This window comes from Shimwellia pseudoproteus (genome assembly GCF_016415625.1).
Lineage (GTDB): Bacteria > Pseudomonadota > Gammaproteobacteria > Enterobacterales > Enterobacteriaceae > Shimwellia > Shimwellia pseudoproteus.
In genome coordinates, this window is the sequence record NZ_WBXP01000044.1 from 1 (window position 1) to 24120 (window position 24120).

Annotated in this window: 21 protein-coding genes and 1 tRNA gene; 10 read left to right on the forward strand and 12 right to left on the reverse strand. The window is 55.4% G+C overall.

Annotated features, from left to right (window positions below):
* Positions 1 to 525: 525 nt before the first annotated feature.
* From F9C28_RS15965 to F9C28_RS15990, 6 genes are all read left to right on the forward strand, one after another.
* Positions 526 to 789, forward strand: a complete 264-nt coding sequence (locus F9C28_RS15965; RefSeq protein ID WP_199016328.1) for a type B 50S ribosomal protein L31 — start codon at positions 526 to 528, stop codon at positions 787 to 789.
* On the forward strand, positions 789 to 929 hold the full coding sequence (gene ykgO, locus F9C28_RS15970) for a type B 50S ribosomal protein L36 (RefSeq protein ID WP_199016329.1): 141 nt from the start codon (positions 789 to 791) through the stop codon (positions 927 to 929). Before F9C28_RS15965 ends, ykgO begins: the two co-directional genes overlap by 1 nt.
* 107 nt (positions 930 to 1036) lie before the next feature.
* Positions 1037 to 2185, forward strand: coding sequence for a class C beta-lactamase (gene ampC, locus F9C28_RS15975; protein WP_199016354.1), 1149 nt, complete (start codon positions 1037 to 1039; stop codon positions 2183 to 2185).
* Between the two features lie 904 nt (positions 2186 to 3089).
* Positions 3090 to 3308: a YtcA family lipoprotein gene (locus F9C28_RS20495; RefSeq protein ID WP_408641531.1), complete on the forward strand. Its 219-nt coding sequence runs from the start codon at positions 3090 to 3092 to the stop codon at positions 3306 to 3308.
* 14 nt (positions 3309 to 3322) lie between these two features.
* On the forward strand, positions 3323 to 4345 hold the full coding sequence (locus F9C28_RS15985) for an efflux RND transporter periplasmic adaptor subunit (RefSeq protein WP_199016331.1): 1023 nt from the start codon (positions 3323 to 3325) through the stop codon (positions 4343 to 4345).
* A 59-nt stretch (positions 4346 to 4404) separates the two neighbouring features.
* A complete protein-coding gene (locus F9C28_RS15990; RefSeq protein WP_199016332.1) occupies positions 4405 to 6438 on the forward strand; it encodes an FUSC family protein in 2034 nt (677 codons plus the stop codon).
* Between the two features lie 335 nt (positions 6439 to 6773).
* On the opposite strand, the gene F9C28_RS15995 is transcribed toward F9C28_RS15990, so the two are convergent.
* The 3 genes from F9C28_RS15995 to F9C28_RS16005 form a co-directional block, all read right to left on the reverse strand.
* Positions 6774 to 6850 (reverse strand) — tRNA-Pro (locus tag F9C28_RS15995).
* A gap of 77 nt (positions 6851 to 6927) precedes the next feature.
* Entirely contained in the window at positions 6928 to 8688 is a 1761-nt protein-coding gene (yejM, locus tag F9C28_RS16000) for an LPS biosynthesis-modulating metalloenzyme YejM (protein ID WP_199016333.1), read from the reverse strand.
* A gap of 19 nt (positions 8689 to 8707) precedes the next feature.
* Positions 8708 to 8935 (reverse strand): YejL family protein, encoded by a 228-nt coding sequence (locus tag F9C28_RS16005; protein ID WP_199016334.1) that lies wholly within the window; start codon positions 8933 to 8935, stop codon positions 8708 to 8710.
* Between the two features lie 136 nt (positions 8936 to 9071).
* Here F9C28_RS16005 and yejK point away from each other — a divergent pair, with 136 nt between their 5' ends.
* Positions 9072 to 10070 (forward strand): nucleoid-associated protein YejK, encoded by a 999-nt coding sequence (gene yejK / locus F9C28_RS16010; RefSeq protein ID WP_199016335.1) that lies wholly within the window; start codon positions 9072 to 9074, stop codon positions 10068 to 10070.
* A 146-nt stretch (positions 10071 to 10216) separates the two neighbouring features.
* On the opposite strand, the gene rplY is transcribed toward yejK, so the two are convergent.
* The 3 genes from rplY to F9C28_RS16025 form a co-directional block, all read right to left on the reverse strand.
* Positions 10217 to 10501, reverse strand: coding sequence for a 50S ribosomal protein L25 (gene rplY / locus F9C28_RS16015; protein WP_199016336.1), 285 nt, complete (start codon positions 10499 to 10501; stop codon positions 10217 to 10219).
* Positions 10502 to 10649: 148 nt separating this feature from the next.
* Positions 10650 to 11234 carry a sugar O-acetyltransferase gene (locus F9C28_RS16020; protein ID WP_199016337.1) on the reverse strand — a complete coding sequence of 195 codons (585 nt, stop codon included), beginning with the start codon at positions 11232 to 11234 and terminating at the stop codon, positions 10650 to 10652.
* A gap of 47 nt (positions 11235 to 11281) precedes the next feature.
* A complete protein-coding gene (locus F9C28_RS16025; RefSeq protein ID WP_199016338.1) occupies positions 11282 to 13042 on the reverse strand; it encodes a DEAD/DEAH box helicase in 1761 nt (586 codons plus the stop codon).
* A gap of 156 nt (positions 13043 to 13198) precedes the next feature.
* Here F9C28_RS16025 and rsuA point away from each other — a divergent pair, with 156 nt between their 5' ends.
* The 3 genes from rsuA to F9C28_RS16040 all read left to right on the forward strand — a co-directional run bounded on the left by rsuA (position 13199) and on the right by F9C28_RS16040 (position 15796).
* Complete coding sequence (gene rsuA / locus F9C28_RS16030) at positions 13199 to 13900, forward strand: 16S rRNA pseudouridine(516) synthase RsuA (protein ID WP_199016339.1); 702 nt, start codon at positions 13199 to 13201, stop codon at positions 13898 to 13900.
* 21 nt (positions 13901 to 13921) lie between these two features.
* Positions 13922 to 15103: a Bcr/CflA family multidrug efflux MFS transporter gene (locus F9C28_RS16035; RefSeq protein ID WP_199016340.1), complete on the forward strand. Its 1182-nt coding sequence runs from the start codon at positions 13922 to 13924 to the stop codon at positions 15101 to 15103.
* Positions 15104 to 15451: 348 nt separating this feature from the next.
* Positions 15452 to 15796 carry a YejG family protein gene (locus tag F9C28_RS16040; RefSeq protein WP_199016341.1) on the forward strand — a complete coding sequence of 115 codons (345 nt, stop codon included), beginning with the start codon at positions 15452 to 15454 and terminating at the stop codon, positions 15794 to 15796.
* A 2-nt stretch (positions 15797 to 15798) separates the two neighbouring features.
* Here F9C28_RS16040 and yejF read toward each other — a convergent pair whose 3' ends face one another.
* From yejF to mepS, 6 genes are all read right to left on the reverse strand, one after another.
* Positions 15799 to 17388, reverse strand: coding sequence for a microcin C ABC transporter ATP-binding protein YejF (yejF, locus tag F9C28_RS16045; protein WP_199016342.1), 1590 nt, complete (start codon positions 17386 to 17388; stop codon positions 15799 to 15801).
* 1 nt (position 17389) lies between these two features.
* A complete protein-coding gene (locus tag F9C28_RS16050; RefSeq protein WP_199016355.1) occupies positions 17390 to 18415 on the reverse strand; it encodes a microcin C ABC transporter permease in 1026 nt (341 codons plus the stop codon).
* A 2-nt stretch (positions 18416 to 18417) separates the two neighbouring features.
* Positions 18418 to 19515: a microcin C ABC transporter permease YejB gene (locus tag F9C28_RS16055; RefSeq protein ID WP_199016343.1), complete on the reverse strand. Its 1098-nt coding sequence runs from the start codon at positions 19513 to 19515 to the stop codon at positions 18418 to 18420.
* A 9-nt stretch (positions 19516 to 19524) separates the two neighbouring features.
* Complete coding sequence (locus tag F9C28_RS16060; RefSeq protein ID WP_199016344.1) at positions 19525 to 21333, reverse strand: extracellular solute-binding protein; 1809 nt, start codon at positions 21331 to 21333, stop codon at positions 19525 to 19527.
* A gap of 54 nt (positions 21334 to 21387) precedes the next feature.
* Positions 21388 to 22944 (reverse strand): cyclic di-GMP phosphodiesterase, encoded by a 1557-nt coding sequence (locus F9C28_RS16065; protein WP_199016345.1) that lies wholly within the window; start codon positions 22942 to 22944, stop codon positions 21388 to 21390.
* Positions 22945 to 23153: 209 nt separating this feature from the next.
* Entirely contained in the window at positions 23154 to 23720 is a 567-nt protein-coding gene (gene mepS / locus F9C28_RS16070; protein WP_199016346.1) for a bifunctional murein DD-endopeptidase/murein LD-carboxypeptidase, read from the reverse strand.
* Between the last annotated feature and the right edge of the window lie 400 nt (positions 23721 to 24120).

Here is a 24120-nt window from a genome sequence, read left to right on the forward strand (position 1 = left end):
CGAAAGCAGGTATGCCTGAAAGTGTGCGTATTGCCTGAAAACACAACCCGCTACGGGGGAGACTTACCCGAAATCTGATTTATTCAACAAAGCCCTGCGAACGTCGCAAACAGTGAAATCACAACACACATTAATGGAATTGTGATTTTTTTCATTTTTATTCAGGCATGTTAACGCCGCTTCAGTTGAATTATTAGTGCAGGCTAGTGTAAGGGCCGTTTTGTCATTTAGGGTATTACCAGGTAAGCATGCGTAATAATGGGTAATGGTAAGGTAATAATTACCAAGGTTGCAGGCAATGGGGAAAAGTCTGTAATTGAAATATTTACGTAGCCTGGCGTTAATATTCTGATAATGAAGTATGAAATATAACATCATATTTTTATCATAACCGACAACTTTTTATCTGACTGGTTTTATCGTGCGATCGGCGCAACCGCCCGGGGGAGGGAGGGGGTTGCATCCTGGTGGGGTCTGCGGCTACAATCGCCAATTGTTATAGTATAACATAACAGGAAATCAGTGATGAAAGACGGTATTCACCCGCATTACCGCACCGTGGTGTTCCATGACACCAGTGCTAACGAATATTTTAAAGTAGGGTCCACCATTTCCACCGATCGTGAGATCACCCTGGAAGGCGAGACCTACCCCTACGTGACGCTGGATGTTTCTTCGGCATCGCATCCGTTTTATACCGGCTCCCAGAAGGTGCGCAAAAACGAGGGCAGTTCCGCCCGCTTTATGCAGCGCTATGGCCGTTTTTTTGAGTCAAAGGAGAGTAAATAATGCAGGTTCTCAATTCACTTAAAAATGCGAAACAGCGCCATCCGGACTGCCAACTGGTAAGACGTAAAGGGCGGCTGTATGTGATTTGTAAGTCAAATCCGCGGTTTAAAGCCGTGCAGGGGCGCAAGAAAAGACGCTGATCCCCGGCGGCCCGGGGTATCGGGAGAGGGGACTGTGCTACACTTTGGCTTCTGTTTTGTTGCCTCAGACGCCTGATATGACGATTCGCAGTTATTGTTTCACCGGGATGCTGGCGCTGGCAACAGTGCCAGTTGCCTGCCCGGCAGCGCCAGTGCTTTCTGGCGCGCAACTCACCCAGTTGGTTGATAACACCATTGAGCCATTACGCCAGTCTCAGGACATCCCCGGCATGGCGGTGGCGGTTATCTATCAGGGGAAATCCACGCTATATACCTACGGCCAGGCCAATATTGCCGCCCGGCAGCCGGTCACCAAAAATACCCTGTTCGAGCTGGGCTCCGTCAGTAAAACCTTTACCGGGGTTCTCGGGGGGCTGAGCGTGGCGCGCCATGAAATTGCCCTTGATGATAGAGCGGCAAAATACTGGCCTGCGCTCAGTGGCCCGCAGTGGCAGGGGATAACCATGCTGGATCTGGCCACCTATACCGCTGGCGGTCTGCCATTACAGGTGCCGGATGCTGTTACCACTACCGCACAACTGGCCGACTTTTACCGCCAGTGGCAACCCCAGTGGGCGCCAGGCACCACCCGGCAATACGCTAACAGCAGTATTGGGCTATTCGGTATGCTGCTGGTCCGGCCGTCGGGTACGCCCTTTGCGGCGGCAATGGCCCAGCGCGTGTTGCGCCCGCTGGGGCTAAACCACAGCTGGATTAAGGTGCCGGCTTCCGCCAGTCGCCAGTATGCCTGGGGATACCGGGATAACCAGCCGCTGCGGGTGTCCCCGGGTATGCTGGATGCAGAAAGCTATGGGGTAAAATCGACGATTGCTGATATGGCACGCTGGGTGCAGGTCAATATGGCCCCTGAACAGGTGGCGGATAAGGATCTGCGACAGGGTATCCGCCTGGCACAGCGCCGTTACTGGCAGGCGGGAAACCTGTACCAGGGGCTGGGCTGGGAGATGCTGGACTGGCCGGTCAGCCAGGCGGTACTGGCTCAGGGGAGTGAGAACGCTGTGGCGCTGGCGCCAATGCCGGTGCAGCGATTGAACCCGCCACAGCCTCCGGTTGAGAATGCCTGGGTACATAAAACCGGTTCCACGAATGGCTTTGGCGCTTATATTGCCTTTATTCCTGAATATAAGGTCGGGGTGGTTCTCCTCGCGAATAAAAATTACCCCAATCCGCTGCGCATACAAGCGGCCTGGCAAATTATCCAGGGCTTATTGGCCAACAGCACGCCGCCCCGGTAAAGGCCGGGTGCTGCCATAAGAAGACTGCCGCAAACAACGCGCGGGTTACGCCAGACAGGATGTCTGCGGCATGTCTTTTTTAGGTAAACATTATATAATGTTTACCTTCCTGGGTAAGTTGATATGTTTTTTATAAAAAATAGAGGTTATTAGTTATTCTTTTTGAAATGCTGATTTTATTGTGCTTGAAATAAGTGTTTTTTACCGCCTGATTATCTGCTGATAAATAATGTCATTACAATAATTATTATGAATGTTGTATCCTATAGTTACATAAATATGAATGCCACTTTATACAAATTCAGGCAATTAAATCTAATTATGTCGTTTCCCACCATGCTGTTTTACATCATCTGTTTTTATATCACTCCAGGCCCGCGCCAGCTCTGGGTGCAGTGCAGGCCACGGCCTGGCGGGACGTAGCCACGTGCCAGTTGAGGCCGGGCAGGAGGGGTTACATCCCGGAGATAACGGCGGGAAATAAACGCTGTCGCGCGGGGATGTTACCCGGGATGTTTTATTTTTTCTTAACAGCACAAAAAACAAAAAATGGCATGCAAGAAGGAGTAACATTGATTGAATATCAACACTACGTTTTCTTCGCATATCCGGGGTTTTATTCAATTAATTCTTTCACTTATCGTTAAATAAACTGGTATTTATAAGTGCGTGAATAGTCACGGACTGGTGAGGTATTTTTTTTGGAGTGGAGTAATACTCCGGCGTTATGCAATTCAGCAGGGAAAACGAAATGTAGTTCATCTCTGAAGTCCCCAAAATAGATAGATCATAAATAAACCATCACCTGATAAATAGAGCATTATTTTAAGAATAATGCGTGTTGTATTGTACTGAGATTTTTGAGATGAAAAGGCATGTTATTACGTTGCTGCCAGCAATATTTATGCTGAGTGGCTGCTCGCTGCCCCCGGGGCTAAATATTGTCGGAGCATATTTTCCTGCGTGGTTATTCTGTATAGTTTTTGGCGTTATTATTAGCACGGTTGTCTATGCGTTGCTGGGGAAATGGGCACGGGTTAAACCCGCCTACCCGTGGCTGTTTTATCCGTCACTGGTGCTGTTTGTCACTTTTCTGGTGTGGCTTGTCCTGTTCCGTTATTGATCCCGGTAAAAAAAATGAGTAATTCGACCCCCAAAGTTAGTAAGCCATTAACTTACTTGATGTTATTCCTTGCCACGCTAACCGGGATACTGACCGTATGGCGTCTGGACCATCAAACCTCTACCGATGACGCCTTTGCTTATGCGGACACTATCTCGGTGGCGCCTGAAGTTGAAGGCCGGATTGAGCATCTGGCGGTAAAAGAAAACCAGTATGTGAAAAAAGGCCAGTTGTTGTTCCAGCTCGACAGCCGTGAGTATCAAGAGCAGCTGGCAAAGGCGCAAGCCTCCCTTAATGAGCTCAACCAGGAAATTATGTTGAGCCAGCGCTCGGTCAATGCCCAGAAATACAGCGCTGATTCATCCTCTGCGGATGTCCGTCAGGCTCAGGCAGATCTGGTGCGCACCACCGCCACCCTGAACCGTATTCTGCCGCTCTATAAAAGTGGTGTTGAGTCTGGCGAAACCCTGGATGAAACCCGTACCGCACAACAGGCAGCCCAGGCGGCGCTGGAATCGGCACTGCAGAAAGCCAAAAGCACCAAAGCCGGGATCAGTGGGGTAGATGCGTTGGTGGCCCAGCGCGCCGTTATTGCCGCGGATATCGCGCTGGCAAAACTCAATCTGGAGTACAGCACATTACGCGCCCCGGCAGATGGCTGGGTAACCGGCCTGACAACCCGTGAAGGCGAGTATGCCAAGGTCGGGGATAAGATATTCTCGGTGATTGATGCCAGCCACTGGTATGTGGTGGCCAGCTTCCGGGAGACGGAACTACCGCAAATTCACGCCGGTTTACCGACCGATGTCTGGTTGATGAGTGATACCGGCCGCAAGTTGCACGGTACAGTCGATTCCATCGGTTTTGGGGTGGTGCCCACCGAGGGGAGCATCGGGACTGATGGCCTGCCTTCTATTCCCCGTGAGCTGAACTGGGTACGTGTTTCCCAGCGTTTCCCGGTACGTATCCGCATTGACAACCCGCCGCCTAACTTCTTCCGTTTAGGGGCCTCGGCAATGGTTGCGGTGAACGCGTAAGCGCGGGAGATAACATCATGCTTAGGCGTTTTAACCGGCTCATGGAGCAGGAAATGTGCATGACACCGGAACGGGTGCAGATGACGTTCCGGTATGTGCTCGGCAGTGTGTTAGTGGTCACCATATCGATGACGCTGCAAATCCCGATTATGGCGATGTCCCTGGTGATGCTGTTTTTTGCCACCCAGGAAAATGCGCAACTGACCTTTATCAGCGGCCGGATGTTGATTTGCGGGGCGAGTAGCGCCCTGCTGTGCACCCTTATCCTGTTCATTTTAACCGATGACTGGCCCGGCGCCCGGGTGATAGGCATGATGATTATCATCTTTGCCGGGATGTTTTTCCTGCGGGTCAGCCGCTGGGGGGTCATTGGCTACCAGGTGGCGTTTCTGGGGTCGTATATGCAGACCCTGGGGGATACCACGGTGTCGCCGGATACGCTGGTACGCACGGTATTGTGGATCTGGATAGCGGTTATCTACCCGATTGTGCTGGCGATCATCCTGTCGCGCTATATCCCGGCCGCCCAGCCGGTACGCCAGTATTGCATGGCCATCCGCCACAACTGGCAAATCATCGCCAGCACCCTGGATGATATCCGCCATTACCGGCGTTCACATTTTGGCGGCATGGGGGTGATTAACCCCGCCAAGATGAACCGCTATCAGCACTTCGCGTTTATGGATAACCCGTCGCTCTCCAGCCATATCGAATCACTGAATCTGTTACAGGATACGCAGGATATGATGGAGGCCGCGCTGCTTATCCTGGAGCAGCAGGCGGAGACCACCTGGAGCGAAGAAGCGCTGCTGGCCATTGAATGGGTACAGCAGGGCTGCCTGCGGCTGGCGGAGATCACCCCGGGTAAAGCCTGGCCGACCATTGCGCCGCTGCCGGAAGCGCTGGTGGGCGCCGATCTGCCCAGCAGTTTACACACCATTATTGAAGCCCTGACCTCGTTCGGATCTTTTCACCATGTGCCGGCTCCGCAGCCGCAGTTCAGCGTGCCTTTCCAGCCGATCCTCGCCCGGGACTGGCGCACTAACCCGGTGTACCCGCGCTTTGCGTTAAAAGCCGTACTGGCGGCATTTATCTGTTATCTGGGCTTTATGTCGGTACAGTGGCCGGGGATCCACACCTGCATGATGACCAGCGTGATCATCGCCTTACCGTCCTTCGGGGCGTCCACCCACAAAGGCTGGCTGCGTCTGATTGGCTGCCTGGTCGGCAGTATTATCACCTTCTTCTGCGTGGTGTTCGTGGTGCCCCATATTGATACGATCGTTGGCCTGTTGCTGATATCACTGCCAATGTTTGCGCTCTGTGGCTGGGTGGCGGCGGGATCGGCGCGTATCAGTTATGCCGGGATGCAAATCCTCTTTGCCTGGTCACAGATTCTGTATGGCAGTTTCGGGATGACCACCGATCTGACCGTGGTACGCGACCGGTTGATTGGTATCCTGGTCGGGGCGGTGGTCTCGCTGACGGTGTACCACTTTATCTGGCCGGAGCGTAGTGAAACCGTGCTCCACGTGGTGTTTAAACGGCTGTTCGCCCTGGTGGGGGAGACGTTACGCCAGGATTACCGGGCCAGTAACTATATTGCTAATACCTCGGCGCTGGCGCGCAATGCGAAACAGTTAATCGATGAAGCGAAAACTGAAGCGGAGATGACCTTTCTCGAAAAGGGCGGCATGGTGATGCGGCGCCACGATTTGCGCCACGTCTGGAAGCTGCCTGGCCGCATGGGCTCGTTGTTACATGATGTCCGGCATATCCAGACATTGTGCCGTGGCGCGAAAGTGTCGCCGGAGATTAACCAGGCGGTGGATGTGTTCTTGCATCTGATTGCTGACGATATCGCCCAGTTCTCCATTAATGAGCAGGATTTGCAAGTGAATGCCAGTTCGGCCACCTTCCTGGGGCAAGGCCATTACCTGCGGGAGCTGTATCTGAAGCAGAACCTGACCGGTAACGACGGGGTGGTGCTGAGTTTGTGCCTGAACATTGTCGAATTGATGATGGAGATGGTGCGCCACAATACAATCCAGAGTTCGCAGTCGATTTTCCCGGCGCTGGACGAAAATACCTGATAATCACTGCGCGGGTGGTGGCAGCCACCCGCGCAGGGGGGCGGGGTGGGATAACACGCCGGAACCCGTACGTCACACCGCCCGCGAAAGCGTGGCCCCTTCCTGACGCCTTACTCAATTCTCCGTATTTTATGCTCTGGGCCCGGCGGCTGACATTCCTGGCCCGCCTGACACTTTTCGCTGGCGACACTTTCCCGGTGGCCGTGTGGCGCCGGTTATTGTTGCTGACGTGGGGGAGAGGGGGATGCGGGGCAAACAAAAAACCCGCAAACTCAGAGAGTATGCGGGTTTTTGTGGGGCTACCGGTCGTTTCAGAAACTTACCGGTTAAAGAGTTGGTCGGCACGAGAGGATTTGAACCTCCGACCCCTGACACCCCATGACAGTGCGCTACCAGGCTGCGCTACGTGCCGACGCGATGCAGGCAATACTACCGTTTTCCTCTCTGAATGCAAGAGGCCAACTGACTGATTGCGCTATAAGTAATCAATCAATTAGCAATAAAGCGTTTTTCATCGGTCAGCACCTGGAGCAACAGCCCCAGCTGTGGACGGTTTTCGTGAATACGCTGCCCCTGCAAGTCATACATCCGGTAATTACCGTTGTTGTCCATCACCACGGTCATGGCCGGGGTGGTGATGGCCAGGGTATTGCTGTCTGCGCTCAGCACCCAGTTATTTTTACGCACCGGGGCGAACAGATCCTCCCCCTGAGAGTATTCATTCGCCGGGGTCCGCACGTGCAGCAGGCGCTGCATCAGCGTGGTCATCACGTCCTGGTGATCCGTCAGCTTCGCTATCTGCTGGGGCTGGGCACCGGGCCAGTGAACCACCAGCGGCACCTGGATACGGGCGCGATCCCAGCCAAAGCCGTCTTCCGCCTGTTTACGGGTCGGCAAGCCGTGCCCGGCAGTAATGATCACCACGGTATTGTTCAATTTGCCGCTTTCATTCAGGCGGTTCAGCAGGCGCTGGATTTGGGTATCCACCGCTTTTGCCGCCACCCCATAGGCTTTGTCATAGGCCTGTGGGCTGGGGCTGATATTGGTGCCATTAAACGCCACCCAGGAGAACCAGCGGTTATCGTCCCCGGCATAGCGATCAAACCAGTTGATCCAGCTACTGGCCGTGTCGTCATCGGTCTGGCTTCTGGCCCCCGGTAAGGAGAAGTCTGACAACAGCGCCTGGCGGTATAGCGGGCTGCTGAAACCATCCGAAGCAAACAGCCCCAACTGGTAGCCTTGCTCATTCAGCCCGGTTATCAGCGCGGCGGGTACCCGGGTCGCCAGGATACCGTCCATATAAGACGGGGAGATGCCGTAAAACAGGCCAAAGATACCGTTATCGGTATTGTTACCGGCGCTCATGTGCTGGGTGAAATTCGCGTTCTGGCTGGCAAAGCTCGCCAGCGACGGCATGGTCTCTTCAAAGCGCGAGTAGTTCAGGCCGTCGACAGTAATCAGCAGCACGTTATAACCGGCCCCCAAATCGCGGAAGCTCAGGTCGCTAAGCGGGTACTGTACTGATACCGCATCCGGATTGCCTTGTTCCACCAGCCGACGCTGATAGAGGTTGGCATCCAGCAGGCCGTGTTTCTCAAGGAAGCGGCGGGCGGTCATCGGGTATGACAGCGGCAGGTTGGCGCGCTGCATGGTAATCGGACGGTAGAAGTTTGCATCCGCCATGATGTACATCAGATGGCTGGACAGGAATGCGAGGAAAAAGAGCGCCACCAGCGGGCGGGCATAGTTACGCCGTCGGGTCAGGCTGCGCAGTTTCTGCCAGCTCCAGGTGGCGATCAGCAGCTGCACCAGCATAATTACCGGCACGCAGATAAACATCAGCTGCCAGTCCCGGGCCATTTCGCCTTTGTCCGGGTTTATCACCAGTTCCCAGACAATGGGATTCAGGTGCAGGTGAAAGCGGGTAAATACTTCGCTGTCGATAATCAACAGGGTTTGCCCGGCGGTGGCGAAAATCACCGACAGGAAGCGCATCAACCGCTGGGATCTCACCACGAAAGTGAGGGGAAACAGCACCAGCAGGTAGGCGGTAAATACCAGAAAACTAAAGTGACCAGCCAGGCTCAGCCAGGAGTAGATCCGGCCTGCCAGGGTGGTTGGCCAGTCTGCAATCAGCAGATAACGACCACCCAATGCTATGGCGAGCAGAATATTAAACAACGCGAACCAGTGCCCCCAGCTAATCATCTGGGAGACTTTTTCACGATAGTGCTGACGGTTGGTCACCATAACGTCTTTACGCTATTCCTTAGTGAGCTTTATCTTCATTAACAGAAGATTGCAGCGCCTCGGCAAAGGAGCGGGCAAGTGTGCGGCGCTGCGCCGGGGCGACACTGGTGTTGATCAAATTAGTCACCATATTCCCCAGCACCATTAAGGACAGGTCTACGGGGGTTTTGTCTTTCTCCAGCACGGTGGCCAGTTCGCTCAACAGCGCTTCAACGCGCTCATCGCTATAGCGGGATGTTTGTGGCATAAATCGATCATCAACTCATTTTAAGAAAGGCCAATATCTTACCGTAGCAACGCGCATTTTTCTGCTTTTTTATCAGGAGTTGCACACAACGGCCGGTGGTGGTTGAATACCGCCCGGTCCTGAAGGAGAGTTTATCATGAGTCTGGATATCGACCAGATTGCTTTACATCAATTAGTAAAACGCGGTGAGCAAGAGCTTGAGCTGGTGCTGCGTGAGTCATTACTGCCGGTTAACGCCACAGTCAGCGAGATGATGGCCGAGCTGCACCGGGTATACAGCGCCAAAAATAAAGCCTACGGCGTGTTCAGCGACGAAAGCGAACTGGCCCAGTCGTTGCGGGCGTGCCGCAGTGGTGAGGACGATTTCCTGGCATTCAGCCGCGCGGCCACCGGGCGGCTGCGGGATGAGCTGGCAAAATACCCCTTCGCTGACGGGGGCATTGTGCTGTTCTGCCAGTACCGCTATCTGGCGGTAGAGTATCTGCTGGTGGCGGTGCTCAACAACCTGAGCAGTATGCGGGTAAACGACGAGCTGGACATCAGCGCTACCCATTATCTGGACATTAATCACGCGGACATTGTGGCCCGTATTGATTTGACCGAATGGGAAACTAACCCGGAGTCGCGCCGTTATCTGACCTTTTTGAAAGGCCGGGTAGGGCGCAAAGTGGCCGATTTCTTTATGGACTTCCTCGGCGCCAGTGCCGGGCTGGATACCAAAGCCCAAAACCGGGGGCTGTTACAGGCGGTGGACGATTTTACCGCAGACGCGCAACTGGATAAGCATGAACGCCAGAACGTGCGTCAGCAGGTGTACAGCTACTGTAATGAGCAGCTCCAGGCCGGGGAAGAGATTGCCCTGGAGGCGCTGTCCGGTGAGTTACCCACCTTTGGTGAGAAGAGCTTTAGCGAGTTCACCACTGAGCAGGGGTATGAACTGGAAGAAACCTTCCCGGCGGACCGCAGCACCCTGCGCCAGTTGACCAAGTACGCCGGTAGCGGCGGCGGGTTGACTATCAATTTCGATGCGTTACTGCTTGGGGAACGTATTTTCTGGGATCCGGCAACAGACACCCTGACCATCAAAGGGACGCCGCCGAATCTGCGCGATCAGCTCCAGCGGCGCGGTAAATAATGCCTCTGCCGCCATCAGAAACGGGCCGGGCGCCCGTTTTTTTTATGCTGCCACCGGGGGTAATCCGCCGGCTGATAAAAACCCGATAAAAAAATGCCATAAAAAAACGCCGCATAAGCGGCGTTTCTTCTGACACTGTAACGCGATTAAGCGCGTACGAAGTCGATGTGCTGCAGTTTCGGCTTGTACGGGTGACGCTGGATAGCCTGAGGCTTAACGTTAACTTCTTTGCCTTCGATAACCAGGGTCAGCACTTCGCTGTAGAACTCAGGTTTTGCCTGCATGTTCATCAGCTGGTCGTGATCCAGTTCGATAGCTACAGGTGCTTCGGTACCGCCATAAACGATAGCCGGGAACTTGTTAGCTGCGCGCAGGCGGCGGCTCGCACCCTTACCCTGCGCTTTACGTACTTCTGCATTGATAGTAAACATTGATAACTCTCTATAAATAGGCCTGTTGCAGGCGACCCAGCAACAAGTAAGTTTTCTGCCTTGCGGATGCAAGAGCGGGCGGCATTATAGCGGCAATGTGCTGGGGGGGCAATGAAAAGTGCCCCGCGGCCGGGATTTTCCCCGGCAATCAGAAGCGCGTGCGCTGGGCGTCGGCCGCGATGATAGGCCGCAGCACCCGGCAGGGATTGCCCGCCGCCACGACCCCCGGAGGAATATCGCGATTTACCACGCTGCCTGCAGCAATCATGCTGTTATCCCCGATGGTGACGCCGGGCAGCAGCACCGCGCTGGCGCCGATCCAGACGTTATTGCCGATGGTTACCCCTTTGGCGAACTCCAGCCCCTGATTGCGGCGCGCTGCATCCAGAGGGTGCCCGGCGGTATGAATACCGACATTCGGGGCGATAAACACATGGTTGCCGATGGTGACCGGGGCGCCATCGAGGATCACCAGATTATGGTTGGCGTAAACGTTATCCCCAACGTGAATCAACGAACCGTAGTCACACCAGAAGGGCGGCTCAATAATAATGCCCTTGCCGCAGGTGCCCAGCAGCTGCTGCAAAATGGCTAACCGGGCGTGGTCTTCCCCGGGACGAATGGCGTTGTAATCAAAGCACAGGGATTTGGCCCGGGTGCGCAGTGTGAGGATGCGCGGATCGTTGTTGGCATCATACAGCTCGCCGTCGGGTACTGCGGTAATGGGATTCATGGTTTCCGTGCTCCGTTCTCAGTTATTCGGGGGGAACCGCCTGGCGGTTAACCGCGCAATTCATTCGCCCGGCGGTAGCGGCCCTGGTAATCAAACAATTTTTCACGGACCTGCCAGAAATGGCCTTTCTTCCGGGCGACGACAAAATCCGGATGCCGCAGCAAGGGGCCCCGGGCCACAATATCCGCCGGGGAATGCCACGTGAAGGGCACCCCAGGGGTTTTACTGTGGGGGCGCAGGAACAGCATCTCGAACGCGGTTCGCTGGGCCGGGGTCTGCAAACGGAAGCGCTCACTAACATCGGCGCCGTCTTCATCATAATAGGTGACATTCAGCCACGGGCCTTTGCCATCCTGGCCTGCTTCCAGCGTCATCCCGCCACAGCGCAACACCAGCGCGTCTTTTAACTTTAGCGCGGCCTTTAGCATATCGTCGGGATCGACCAGCACCTGGTCGCACTGGTGGCAGCGGCGGGCGGCGATGTCGTTTTCGGCATTGCATTGCGGGCAGTTTTTAAAGCGGAAGCGATAGTCGCACTGTTCCCGGGCGCCATCGTCATCCTCAAACCAGCCCTGGCAGCGGCGGCCAAAATGCTCAATAAGGGTCCCGTCGGCGGTGGTTTTACCCCAAAAGGTATTGGCAAACCCGCAGGATGGGCAAAATACCTGGACCGGTACGTTGTCACTTTTCCCCTTGGGGCTGCCCACTTCCGGGGTATAGAGGTCGTGGGGGTTGCCGGCGTAGTCGAGGATCAAACAGTCCGTTTTCCCCGGAGAGAGCCGCAGCCCGCGGCCGACAATTTGCTGATACAGGCTGATGGATTCGGTGGGGCGCAAAATGGCGATCAAATCCACATGGGGGGCATCAAACCCGGTGGTCAGTACCGCCACATTGACCAGGTAGCGGTAGGCGCTATTTTTAAAGCTGTTGATCAGCCGGTCGCGCTCTGGCCCCGGGGTTTCCCCGGTAATCAGTGCCGCAGTGCCCGGGGGCAGCAGCCCGAGCACTTCCCGGGCGTGTTCCACCGTGGCGGCAAAGATCATCACCCCCTGGCGGGTCTGGGCAAATTCAACAATCTGGCTGATGATATGCGGGGTAATCCGCTGCTGCTGTTGCAGCTCGCGGTTGAGGTCTGCCTCGCTAAACAGGCCGTTATCCCGGGCCTGCAACCGGCTAAAGTCATAGTGGACCACCGGCATATCCAGGCGCTCTGGCGGGGTCAGGTAGCCGTGCTTGATCATATAGCGCAGGGGCAGCTCGTAGATACAGTCCCGAAACAGGGCCTGGCTATCGCCGCGCACGATACCGTGATAATGGTATTGATAAATCCAGCCCTTTCCCAGCCGGAAGGGGGTGGCGGTGAGCCCCAGCAGGCGCAGGCGCGGGTTGTACTGGCGCAGGTGAGTGAGTATTTGCTGGTACTGGCTGTCGCTATCGTCACTGATCCGGTGGCACTCATCAATAATCAGCAATGAGAAGGCGCTGGCGAAGTGGCCGGGATTACGGGCCACGGACTGTACGCTGCCAAACACTACTTTACCGTCGCACTGTTTACGCTGTAACCCGGCGGAATAGATATCGGCGTCCAGCCCCAGGGCCTGGTACTTAGCATGGTTCTGGGCCACCAGCTCTTTTACATGGGCCAGGACCAGTACCCGCCCCCGGGCGAGGCGGGCCAGCTCCGCAATCACAAGGCTTTTTCCGGCCCCGGTGGGCAGGACTATCACGGCCGGTTGATCATGGGTGCGGAAATAACGCACGGTAGCGTCTACCGCTTCCTGCTGGTAAGGGCGTAGGGTAAAGGACATGGTGTCTGCCGGGCTGGTGAATAACCGGGGTATTATGCCATGACGCGCCGGAAAGATCGGCCTTTCTCCCGGCAAAGGGGACGGCTATACTGTGCCGCTGTCTTCTGTATTCTTCAGCCGAAACCGGCTACTTTCCGCAAAACAGGCAATATCCCAATGCGACTTGATAAGTTTCTTTCCCAGCAGCTCGGCATCAGCCGCGCCATCGCCAGCCGTGAAATCCGCGCCAGACTGGTCACCATTGATGGTGAAATTGTTCGCGATGCCAGCTTTAAACTGCTGCCGGAGCATGAGGTTGAGTATGATGGTAACCCGCTGGCGCAGCAGAATGGTCCGCGTTATTTTATGCTGAATAAACCGCAGGGTTACGTCTGCTCCACCGATGATCCCGATCATCCGACCGTGCTCTACTTCCTCGATGAACCCGCCGCCCATAAACTCCACGCCGCCGGGCGTCTGGATATTGACACCACCGGTCTGGTGCTGATGACCGATGACGGCCAGTGGTCACACCGCATCACGTCGCCGCGCCATCACTGTGAGAAAACCTATCTGGTGACCCTGGATGTGCCGCTGGCAGACGGCGTGGCAGCGCAGTTTGCCGCCGGGATCATGCTGAATGGCGAAAAAGAGCCAACCAAACCGGCGCAGCTGGAGGTTATCACCCCGACTGACGTCCGGCTGACCATCAGCGAGGGACGTTACCATCAGGTGAAACGCATGTTTGCCGCCACCGGCAACCATGTGGTGGCGTTACATCGCGAACGTATCGGCCAGATTGCGCTGGATATCGAACCCGGTGAGTATCGCCCGTTAACCGATGAAGAAATCGCCAGTGTGGGTTTACCGCCCCGTTAATCAACTTCGCAGGAGCTGTTCGTGACCGACCGGAAACCATCGTCACTGGGGATAGTGTTTATTCTTGGCCTGCTGGCCATGTTGATGCCGTTGTCTATCGACATGTATTTACCGGCATTGCCGGTGATCGCCAGCCAATTTAATGTCCCGGCTGGCGGTGCCCAGATGACATTAAGTTCGTATATTTTTGGTTTTGCTGTGGGCCAGCTGTTTTATGGGCCGCTGGCGGATAGCCTGGGACGTAAGCCGGTTATCCTTGGCGGGATCCTGGTCTTCGCCGTGGCGGCGGTGGCGTGCGCGTTGTCCGGTACGATTGATCAACTGATCGCGATGCGGTTGCTGCACGGGCTGGCGGCGGCGTCGGCCAGCGTGGTGATTAACGCGCTGATGCGCGATATTTACCCGAAGGAAGAGTTTTCACGCATGATGTCGTTTGTCATGCTGGTGACCACGGTGGCCCCGCTGTTGGCGCCGATGATTGGCGGCGCTGTCCTGATATGGGCCAGCTGGCACGTGATTTTCTGGATCCTTGCGGTGGCGGCATTACTGGCCGCGGCGCTGATTTTCTTCTTTATTGATGAAACCTTACCGGCAGAACGGCGGCAGAAATTTCACTTTCTCACCACGTTACGCAACTTCGCCACGCTGTTTCGTCATAAACGGGTGCTGAGCTATATGCTGGCCAGCGGTTTCAGCTTTGCCGGGATGTTTTCATTCCTCAGCGCCGGGCCGTTTGTTTACATTGAACTCAACCATGTGGCACCCCAGCATTTTGGCTACTATTTTGCGCTGAATATCGTCTTTTTGTTCGTAGTCACGGTATTTAACAGCCGCTTTGTCCGCCGCATCGGGCCGCTGCGGATGTTTAGCGCCGGTTTGTTGATCCAGTTCGCCATGGCCCTGTGGCTGGTGCTGAGCTTACTGCTCGGGCTGGGGTTCTGGTCGATGGTGCTGGGGGTGGCGGCGTTTGTGGGCTGTGTGTCGATGATATCGTCCAATGCGATGGCGGTTATTCTGGATGAATTTCCCCATATGGCGGGCACCGCATCGTCGCTGGCGGGGACGTTCCGCTTCGGTATTGGCGCCTTAACCGGTGCGCTGCTCTCACTGGCGAATTTTCAGTCTGCCTGGCCAATGGTGTGCTCGATTGCCGTGTGCGCCACCTGTTCGGTGTGGTTCTGGCTGGCGGCCCGCCGCGCCTGACCGGCGAAATAGTTCTCTAAAGGGCGATATCTCGCCCTTTTCATTAATCCATATCAAAAAAATTCCTGTGGCTGGCGCTACAATTGTTTCGCATTTGTAAATCCTTTGCATAATAAAAAGCTAAACTTTGTAGTTAAAAAAGTTGAGATAGATCTCAAAAAAGGGTACATATAGCGCCATGAACGCGTTCGTTGCGTAAAAATTGTTATCTTGTTAGTAATATGTAGCCTAATAAAAATAGCTGCCAAATGGATTTGCAAACGAAATTAAACATACTGGACACAATGTGTTAACATTAAGCGTAGGGACTTTGATGTTTTTTTGCGTCACGCTTCCGGGGAAATAGATTTGAATACTTTACAACTATCAATTGTCCACCGCTTGCCTCAGAGCTATCGCTGGCTGGCGGGTTCTATTGGTTCAAAAGTTGAACCGATTCCGCAAACGACACCGGGGGAAGGTGAGAGCCTGGTGGCCCTCAAACTCCTCAGCCCGAATGGCGAGAAAGCCTGGCCGGTGATGCACAGCCTGAGCCAGGCCCTGACGGATATCTCTGTCGACAGCGCTATTCTGGAGTGTGAAGGGGAGCCCTGTCTGTTTGTTAACAGCCGGGATGAGTCCACCGCCACCTGCCGGCTGAAAAATTTTGGCGTTGCGATTGCCGAGCCCTTTACCGCCACCAACCCCTTCTGAGGCTAGAGGGGGTTGAGCAACTGGCGGGTATACTCTGCTTGCGGCGCGGCAAAAATTTGCCCGCAGTCCCCCTGTTCAATAACGTCCCCCTGGCGCAGCACCACCACCTGGTGGCACAGCGAGCGCACCACTTGCAGATCATGGCTGATAAAAATATAGGCCAGCCGGTGTTTGTGCTGTAGCGATTTCAGTAATTGCAGGATCTGCCCTTGTACCGAACGATCCAGTGACGAGGTCGGCTCGTCGAGAATAATCAATTGTGGCTGGAGGATCAGGGCCCGGGCGATGGCAATACGCTGGCGCTGGCCCCCGGAGAACTCAGCCGGGTAGCGGTGGCGGGTTTCGGGATCAAGCCCAACCTCTTCCATGGCGGTGATCACCCGCTGTTCCCGCTCCTTTGCGTCCAGGGTCGGCTGGTGTACCCGTAACCCTTCCTCAATAATCTGTAGCACATCCAGACGCGGGTTGAGCGATGAGTTCGGATCCTGAAATACCACCTGGATCCGGTGGCGCACCGGCAGCAGTTGTTTGCGCCCGAGATTGCTGAGCAGCATCCCGTCAAAGTGAATGCTGCCCAGTGAAGGGATCAGGCGCAGCAGCGCCAGGCCGGTGGTGCTTTTACCGGAGCCGGACTCACCCACCAGCCCCAGGGTCTCCCCCGGGCGCAGGGTGAAACTCAATTGTTTGAGGCCATAATGGTAGCCGACAGTGCGTTTTAACAGACCTTTACGGATTGGAAAGCGGACTTGCAGATCGCTCACCTCAAGCAGCGGCGCCCGGCCAGGGGGCAACGGATCCGGCTCGCCAGCGGGTTCGGCATTCAGCAACGCCCGGGTCCAGGGGTGGGTGGGGGCGCTAAACAGCCGGGCGGTGGTGTTCTGTTCCACGCATTCACCCTGGCGCATCACCGCGACGTTATCCGCCAGCTTTTTCACCAGGTTCAGGTTATGGGTGATAAACAACAACCCCATGTTCAGCTCCCGTTTCAGCTCTGCCAGCAGCCGCAGGATCTGGGCCTGTACCGCCACGTCCAGTGCGGTGGTGGGCTCATCGGCAATCAGCAGCTCCGGGCGGGTGAGCAGCGCCATGGCTATCATGACCCGCTGGCGCTCCCCGCCGGACAACTGATGGGGATAGTCCGCCAGCCGGCGGGCGGCGTTACGGATACCTACCCGATCCAGGCAGTCGAGAATTTCACCCCGGGCGGCCTCTTTACGCATTCCCCGGTGCAGGGACAGCACCTCATAGAGCTGTTTCTCTACGCTGTGTAGCGGGTTAAGGGATACCATCGGCTCCTGAAAAATCATGGCAATTTTATTGCCGCGGATCTTGCGCAGGGTACTGTCCGGGGCGTGCAGCAGCGGCTGGCCCCGGTAGTAGATCTCCCCGCCGGGATAACAGGCCGGGGGTTCAGGCAGCAGGCGCAGCACGGACAGGGCGGTCACACTCTTCCCGGAGCCGGATTCGCCTACCAGTGCCAGGGTCTCCCCGGCATCCACCTGGAGCGACACCCCATTTACCACCTGACGTAGCTGGTCACCGTGGCGAAACGCCACGCTCAGCCGATCAATATTCAGTAAGGGTCCGGTCATCTTAGCGGGTCCTTGATGGGTCAAAAGCATCGCGCACCGCTTCAAAAATAAAAATCAGCAGCGACAGCAAAATGGCCAGCGTGAAGAAGGCCGTGATCCCCAGCCAGGGGGCCTGGAGGTTATTTTTACCTTGCAGTAACAGCTCCCCGAGGGAGGGCGACCCCAGCGGCATACCGAAGCCGAGGAAGTCCAGGGAGGCCAGGGTGGAGATGGAGCCGCACAGGATAAACGGCAGGAAGGTAAGGGTCGCCACCATGGCATTGGGCAGCATATGGCGCACGATAATCACCCGGTCACTCACCCCCATGGCCTGGGCGGCCCGGATATAGTCAAAATTACGGGTACGCAAAAACTCCGCCCGCACCACGCCAACCAGCGCCATCCAGCCAAACAGGGCGGTAATGCCCAGCAGCCACCAGAACCCGGGCTGTACCACGCTGGACAGCAGAATAATCAGGAACAGTGTCGGCATGCCGGACCAGACTTCAATAAAGCGCTGCCCCCACAGGTCCAGCCGCCCGCCGTAATACCCCTGCACGGCCCCGGCCATCACCCCCAGCACGCTGGTGCACAGGGTCAACATCAGGCCGAACAGGATAGAGATCCGGGTACCATACAGGATCCGGGCCAGCACATCGCTGCCGTTGGCGTCAGTACCCAGCCAGTTTGTCGCTGAAGGCGGGGAGGGGAATGGCCGATTAGTGGCGAAATTAATTGTGTCATAACTAAAGGGGATCGGCGCCCAGAGCACCCAGCCGTTTTTTTCCAGCCGCTGGGCGAGCCAGGGGTCCTGGTAATCGGCCCGGGTGGTGAGCGGCCCGCCGAAATCGCTTTCGGCGTACTGGGTCAGTACCGGGAAGTACCAGCGGTCCCCATAATGAACCGCCAGCGGGCGATCGTTGGCGATAAGCTCCGAGAACAGGCTCAGAATAAACAGGATAGCGAAGATCAATAGCGACCAGTATCCCCGGCGGTTAGCGCGAAAACGCCCCCAGCGGGCCTGGTTGACCTGGCTTAAGCGGCTTATCATCATCCACGCCCCTCAAAATCAATCCGCGGGTCGACCAGGGTATAGGTCAGATCGCTGAGGATATTCATCAACAGGCCAATCAGGGTAAAGATATACAGGGTGCCGAAGATAACCGGGTAATCCCGGGAAAGGGTCGCCTCGTAGCCGAGTAATCCCAGGCCATTGAGGGAGAACATCACTTCAATTAACAATGAGCCGGTAAAGAACATGCTGATAAAGGTGGCGGGAAAACCGGCGATCACCAGCAGCATGGCGTTGCGAAAGACGTGGCGCCAGAGGATCTGTGATTCATCCAGCCCCTTGGCCCGGGCGGTTACTACATACTGTTTACGGATCTCATCCATAAATGCGTTCTTGGTGAGCATGGTCAGGGTGGCAAAGCCGCCAATCACCGTGGCCAGTACCGGCAGTGTGATATGCCATAAGTAATCGGTGATTTTCTGGTACCAGGGCAGGGTATCAAAGTGGGCGGAGACCAGGCCGCGCAGGGGGAACCAGTCCAGGTAGTTGCCCCCGGCAAACAGCACTATCATCAGGATGGCAAACAGGAATGCCGGAATGGCGTAACCGATAATTATCGCGGTACTGCTCCAGATATCAAAGGCGCTGCCGTTAACCACCGCTTTACGGATCCCCAGCGGAATAGAAACCAGATAGATAATCAACGTGCTCCACAGCCCGAGGGAGGCGGAAACCGGCAGGCTATCGCCAATTAAGCGCAATACCGACGCGCTGCGAAACAGGCTATTGCCGAAGTCAAAACGCAGATAGTCCCACAGCATGGTGAAATAGCGCTCGTGGAGTGGTTTATCAAAGCCATAGCGGCGGGTTATTTCGGCAATCACTTGCGGATCAAGCCCCCGGGCACCCCGGTACTGGCTATCGCCGATGTTTCCCACCCCGGTCTGGGCGTGCCCGGCGCCGCGCATATCGTCCCCGGTACCGGGAAGCCCGCTACCGTGGCCAAACTGGATAGCCGCAATGGCCTGATCAACAGGGCCGCCCGGGGCAATCTGCACAATAAAGAAGTTGATGGTGATAATTGCCCACAAGGTGGGAATGATAAGCAACAATCTCCGCAGTAAATAACTCGCCATCCGTGTCCCTTAACGTCGCCCGGCGGGAAGATGCTGGGCTTTATTGATGTCATACCACCAGTTATCAAAGCCCAGGGAGTATATCGGGCGGGTGGCGGGTTGGGAGAATTTATCCCAGTAGGCCAGATGGTCCGCCGCCACGTACCACATGGGCAGCATATACTGGTTCCATGTCAGCACCCGGTCAAGGGCGCGCCCCAGCGGCAGCAGTTTGGCTTTATCCCCCTGGTGGCTGATAATTTGCGCGACCAGGCTGTCCACTACCGGATCTTTTACCCCCGGGGCATTCCAGGTGGAGTCCACATAGGCCGATGCCCAGAGAATTTGCAAATCCGAACTGGGCCACGGCATGGCGCCATAGGCCACCGGTGTCATATCGTAATCCCGGCTGCGTCGGCGGTTAATCAGCTGGGATTTATCCACCTGGCGTACCGTCATGGTGATGCCCAGGCGCTGTAAGTTGTGCTGGAAGGGTAACACCCACTGATTATTCCCGGCACTGCTGAGCAGCAGTTCGAAATTCAGCGGCTGCCCGGTTTTGCTGTTTACCAGTTGCTGATCTTTCAGTTCCCAGCCCGCCTGTTTGAGTAAGTCGAGGGCCTTCATCAGGTTGTGGCGATCAAACCCGTCCCCTTTCGAAACCGGCGGCTGCCAGATCTGGCTAAAGACGTCCGGGGGGAGCCGGGATTTCCAGGGGGCCAGCAGCACCAGCTCAGCGGCGTCCGGGTAGTCCCGGGCGGCGTACTCGGTATTCTGAAAATAGCTGTTCACCCGCTTATAACCACCGTAGAACAGCGCTTTGTTCATCCATTCAAAATCAAACGCCAGGCCGATGGCTTCCCGCACCCGGCGATCGGCAAACACCGGGCGCTGGATATTAAACGCCAGCCAGTTGGTGTCCTGGGCGGAGCTGTTTTGCTGATCTTCTTTAATGATGTAGCCGGAGGTGAAGTTTTTGCCGGTATAGCGGGTTGCCCAGTTCTTGGCGCTGCTTTCGCTACGGAAGTCGAACGCCCCGGCTTTGAAGGCTTCGAAGGCGACATTATCATCCAGATAATAGTCATAGCGCAGGGTGTCGAAGTTCCAGCGCCCGCGGTTAACCGGCAAATTGGCGGCCCAGTAGTCCTTCACCCGGGAGTAGGTAACGTATTGCCCCATACGCCAGGCGGTAATACGGTACGGCCCGCCCGCCAGCGGTGGCCGGGATAACGGGTCACTGAGTTTGTGATTTTTCCAGAACTTCTCTGGCAGGATGGGCAGGGTCAACAGGCCGAGGATCCGCTCCCTGGCCGGGGTAGCCAGTTGGATGCGAACTGTCAGCCGGGAGATGGCTTTCACCGTGGCCCCTTTGTAGACCAGGCGGAACTGGGGTACCCCTTCGGTCATAAATTTCGTGAAGGTGAAGGCCACATCCGCCGCGGTTACTGGTGAACCGTCGTGAAAACGCGCCCGGGGATTAATTTGGATCTCCATCCAGGCGAAGTTGTCCGCGTAACGGGCCACTTCCGCCACCAGGGGGTAATAGCTGCCCGGCTCATCATCCGAGGTGGTAAACAGCGAGTCGTATAGCGAGTCGGTCCGTACTGCCGGGTTGCCGCGCAGGGCGTAGCGGTTGAAGTTATCAAAGGTACCGATGGCGGACAGGGTGATGTCACCGCCTTTGGGGGCCGCCGGATTGACGTAATCAAAATGGCTGAAGTCAGTGGCATATTTTGGCTCGCCAAGTACCGCAAAGGAATAGCCTTCGTTGATCTGTGCGGCGCCCGCCAGGGGGCATAGCAGGCACAACATCGCAAGGGTAAGCAGACGAGCAAGCATGTTCGGCAGGTATCCTTATGTCATTAGGGTAAACACACGCCGGGGCAATAACGATTACAACGTCACGCCTTTCGCGTATTGCCGGGACCATTCCACCAGCGCCTCAGCCGTCAGGGGGCGGCTGTAATAATACCCTTGCAGGTAGTTTACGCCCTGATCAATTAGCCACTGTGCCTGTTGCGCGGTTTCTACTCCTTCCGCCACGGTGTTCATATTCAGACGCCTGGCGAGGATCAGCACCGCGTCCAGCACCGGTGTGGTCACGGTGTCCGTGCCAATGGCGCTGATAAAACCGCGATCGATTTTGAGGTAGTCCATTTTAAAACGCTGTAAATAGATGAGCGCGCTGTGCCCGGTGCCAAAGTCATCAATGGCAATTTCAAACCCCTGTTCATGGAGCCACTCAAACAGCGGCAGCGCCTGAGCCTCATTAAGCATGGTGCGCTCGGTGATTTCAAACACGATATTAAAGCTATGTGGGGGCAGTGCCCGGGCAAAGTTAAGAATGTCCTGTTTGAAGTCCGGTGAGTGCAGGTGGCTGGGGGCGAGGTTTATCCCCAGTTTGCCGGACGGCGGCAGCACAGATTGCAGGGCTTCAATATCGTTAATGACCAGTGAAAATAAATGACGGGTGAGGGAGGCGACTAATTGCTGGTCCTCGGCATAGCTGATAAAGACATCCGGTGAAATCAGGCCGTTTACCGGGTGTTTCCAGCGCATCAGTACTTCTAACCCCGCCATTTTCTGGTCCCGGGCATTGATAACCGGCTGGTAGACCGCAAAGAATTGCTCCCGTCGAATACCGGTTTGAATATCCAGCCCGGTACGGGAGCGGCTATTGAGGGACCAGGTGGTCAGCAGGCCAAAAATTACCCCGCCGAACAGGCCAAACAGAATCGCCAGCTGGATATCTTCCCGGGACCAGGGCGTGCCATACAGGCGGATTTCAACCGGTAGCCCGTGTAACTGTGAGCGGCGTATCGGCGGCAAATCTAATGCCCGCGCCGACATTACCCGCGGGGAGAAGGTTGACAGTATTTTGCCGTGTATCGCAATCGCAATACCGTAGACATCCCGCTGGCGTGAGGTATAGAGCAGGTAAGGGTTCAGGTTAACATTCAGGCTGATAAATATTCCCCGTGTCGGGTCATCAGGATGCCGGTTCCACAATACGATGGTTGGCCGGTTCGGCATCATGGGGGTGCCGGGCAGAATATCGGCGTTAACCTTTTGGGACAGGTCCATGCCCGGGGCCACTTTTGCCAGGTTGACCTTTATTTCCCCGTTGGCTGAGGAGCACCAGGCGATACCGTTCGTCACCAGGGCCAGGGCACGGATATTGAGGCCGAATGCGGCGCTGCTGGTAAGTGTGCGTGATGCCTGGGCGCAGGTTGAGAAGGTGAGCGGCTGTAAGTTTGTGCTGGTGCGTAAAATGGTCTGGAACAGATTATCAACATAACTATTGATATCGTTATTGAGCGTGTCCCAGTTGTCTGCGCGTTTCTGGAAAAGGTAATAGGCGGTTCCGCCGCCAAACAGCAGCGCAAATAACGTCCCCATAATCAGGGACAATAATGCATTTTTTTTGCCCGGAGACAGTAACGGTAACAAGGATATTTAACCAGAGTTATAGTTCGGCTCCACAAACGGCGGGAACCTACTGTTATGTAACAGGTGTCAATGACTATAGTGTATTCTGCTTAAACCTGACATAGCGTAGCGCACAGTCGCGCGTCAGTATCAGGTAATAAAAAACGCTGCCGGGGCAGCGTCTTATCAGATTCGCGGTTTTACCTGGGTATCAAGGGGTACCTGTCGGTTTAACTGCGGCTCAGCACCCGGCGCGCTTCGTTATAGCGCTTATTCCAGTAAGGCTCATCGAGGCTGGAAATGCGCACACCGCTGCTGGTAGAGGCGTGAACAAATTGGTTATTACCGATGTAAATACCAACATGGCGCCCGGTGGAACCTGCGCGGAACAGAACCAGATCACCGGTACGCAGTTTGCTGCGCGATACCGGACGACCGCTGTCCTGCTGCTCGCTGGTGGAGCGCGGTAAATCTAAGCCAAATTGTTCGCGGAAAGTACGCTGAACGAATGCCGAGCAGTCGATCCCGCGTTTAGTACTGCCGCCCAGACGGTAACGAACACCTTTCCAGTCAGCATACTGGTCCATAAGCCGGGATTTAACGTCCAGGTTACGTACCATACTTTCGAATTCATCCTGAGAGGCTTGCAGTAAAAAGCCATCTTTTGACCCCACTGCATGCGTCTCAGAATGCATGTTTGCTGTATTTGTTGAACTACAGGCCGATAACAATACTGCCACGGTAACTGCGGGGATTGCCCGCCAGATATATCTCAAAAATGGTTGAGACTTGACCATATTTATTTTTATCCCTTGATGTCCTTAACGATAAATATCGTTATGTAAATGCCAACCGCGAACGAGACTAAGTTATTAATGCGCTACGAGACAATTCCTGCTTGGCAGAAATGTGCTTGAACGCACACTTTTATTTGGCTGTTAGGTCAGCCAGTCTGCGGGCCTCCGGAGCACAAAACGTATTGAGGGTACCCTAACAACTTATTCAAGGCGAGAGCTTTTACGTCCTTTTTTATAAGAAAATGTGATGTAAATAGACATATTGTGACAATGGTCAGAGAGTGTACAGATGTCGACCCCGGCAGGTAAGTGGTTAATTCGCTGGTGATTATTTATTATCAATCGTTAGATAATTCAAAATGTGACAAAAATACCCATCAGAGCACCTTAACGTGCACTG

Excerpts from the sequence above, each read along its gene's own strand:
- F9C28_RS15965 (WP_199016328.1), top strand. The coding sequence starts at position 526 with ATGAAAGACGGTATTCACCCGCATTACCGCACCGTGGTGTTCCATGAC.
- ykgO (WP_199016329.1), top strand. The coding sequence starts at position 789 with ATGCAGGTTCTCAATTCACTTAAAAATGCGAAACAGCGCCATCCGGAC.
- ampC (WP_199016354.1), top strand. The coding sequence starts at position 1,037 with ATGCTGGCGCTGGCAACAGTGCCAGTTGCCTGCCCGGCAGCGCCAGTG.
- F9C28_RS20495 (WP_408641531.1), top strand. The coding sequence starts at position 3,090 with ATGCTGAGTGGCTGCTCGCTGCCCCCGGGGCTAAATATTGTCGGAGCA.
- F9C28_RS15985 (WP_199016331.1), top strand. The coding sequence starts at position 3,323 with ATGAGTAATTCGACCCCCAAAGTTAGTAAGCCATTAACTTACTTGATG.
- F9C28_RS15990 (WP_199016332.1), top strand. The coding sequence starts at position 4,405 with ATGACACCGGAACGGGTGCAGATGACGTTCCGGTATGTGCTCGGCAGT.
- yejM (WP_199016333.1), bottom strand. The coding sequence starts at position 8,688 with ATGGTGACCAACCGTCAGCACTATCGTGAAAAAGTCTCCCAGATGATT.
- F9C28_RS16005 (WP_199016334.1), bottom strand. The coding sequence starts at position 8,935 with ATGCCACAAACATCCCGCTATAGCGATGAGCGCGTTGAAGCGCTGTTG.
- yejK (WP_199016335.1), top strand. The coding sequence starts at position 9,072 with ATGAGTCTGGATATCGACCAGATTGCTTTACATCAATTAGTAAAACGC.
- rplY (WP_199016336.1), bottom strand. The coding sequence starts at position 10,501 with ATGTTTACTATCAATGCAGAAGTACGTAAAGCGCAGGGTAAGGGTGCG.
- F9C28_RS16020 (WP_199016337.1), bottom strand. The coding sequence starts at position 11,234 with ATGAATCCCATTACCGCAGTACCCGACGGCGAGCTGTATGATGCCAAC.
- F9C28_RS16025 (WP_199016338.1), bottom strand. The coding sequence starts at position 13,042 with ATGTCCTTTACCCTACGCCCTTACCAGCAGGAAGCGGTAGACGCTACC.
- rsuA (WP_199016339.1), top strand. The coding sequence starts at position 13,199 with ATGCGACTTGATAAGTTTCTTTCCCAGCAGCTCGGCATCAGCCGCGCC.
- yejF (WP_199016342.1), bottom strand. The coding sequence starts at position 17,388 with ATGACCGGACCCTTACTGAATATTGATCGGCTGAGCGTGGCGTTTCGC.
- F9C28_RS16055 (WP_199016343.1), bottom strand. The coding sequence starts at position 19,515 with ATGGCGAGTTATTTACTGCGGAGATTGTTGCTTATCATTCCCACCTTG.
- F9C28_RS16060 (WP_199016344.1), bottom strand. The coding sequence starts at position 21,333 with ATGCTTGCTCGTCTGCTTACCCTTGCGATGTTGTGCCTGCTATGCCCC.
- mepS (WP_199016346.1), bottom strand. The coding sequence starts at position 23,720 with ATGGTCAAGTCTCAACCATTTTTGAGATATATCTGGCGGGCAATCCCC.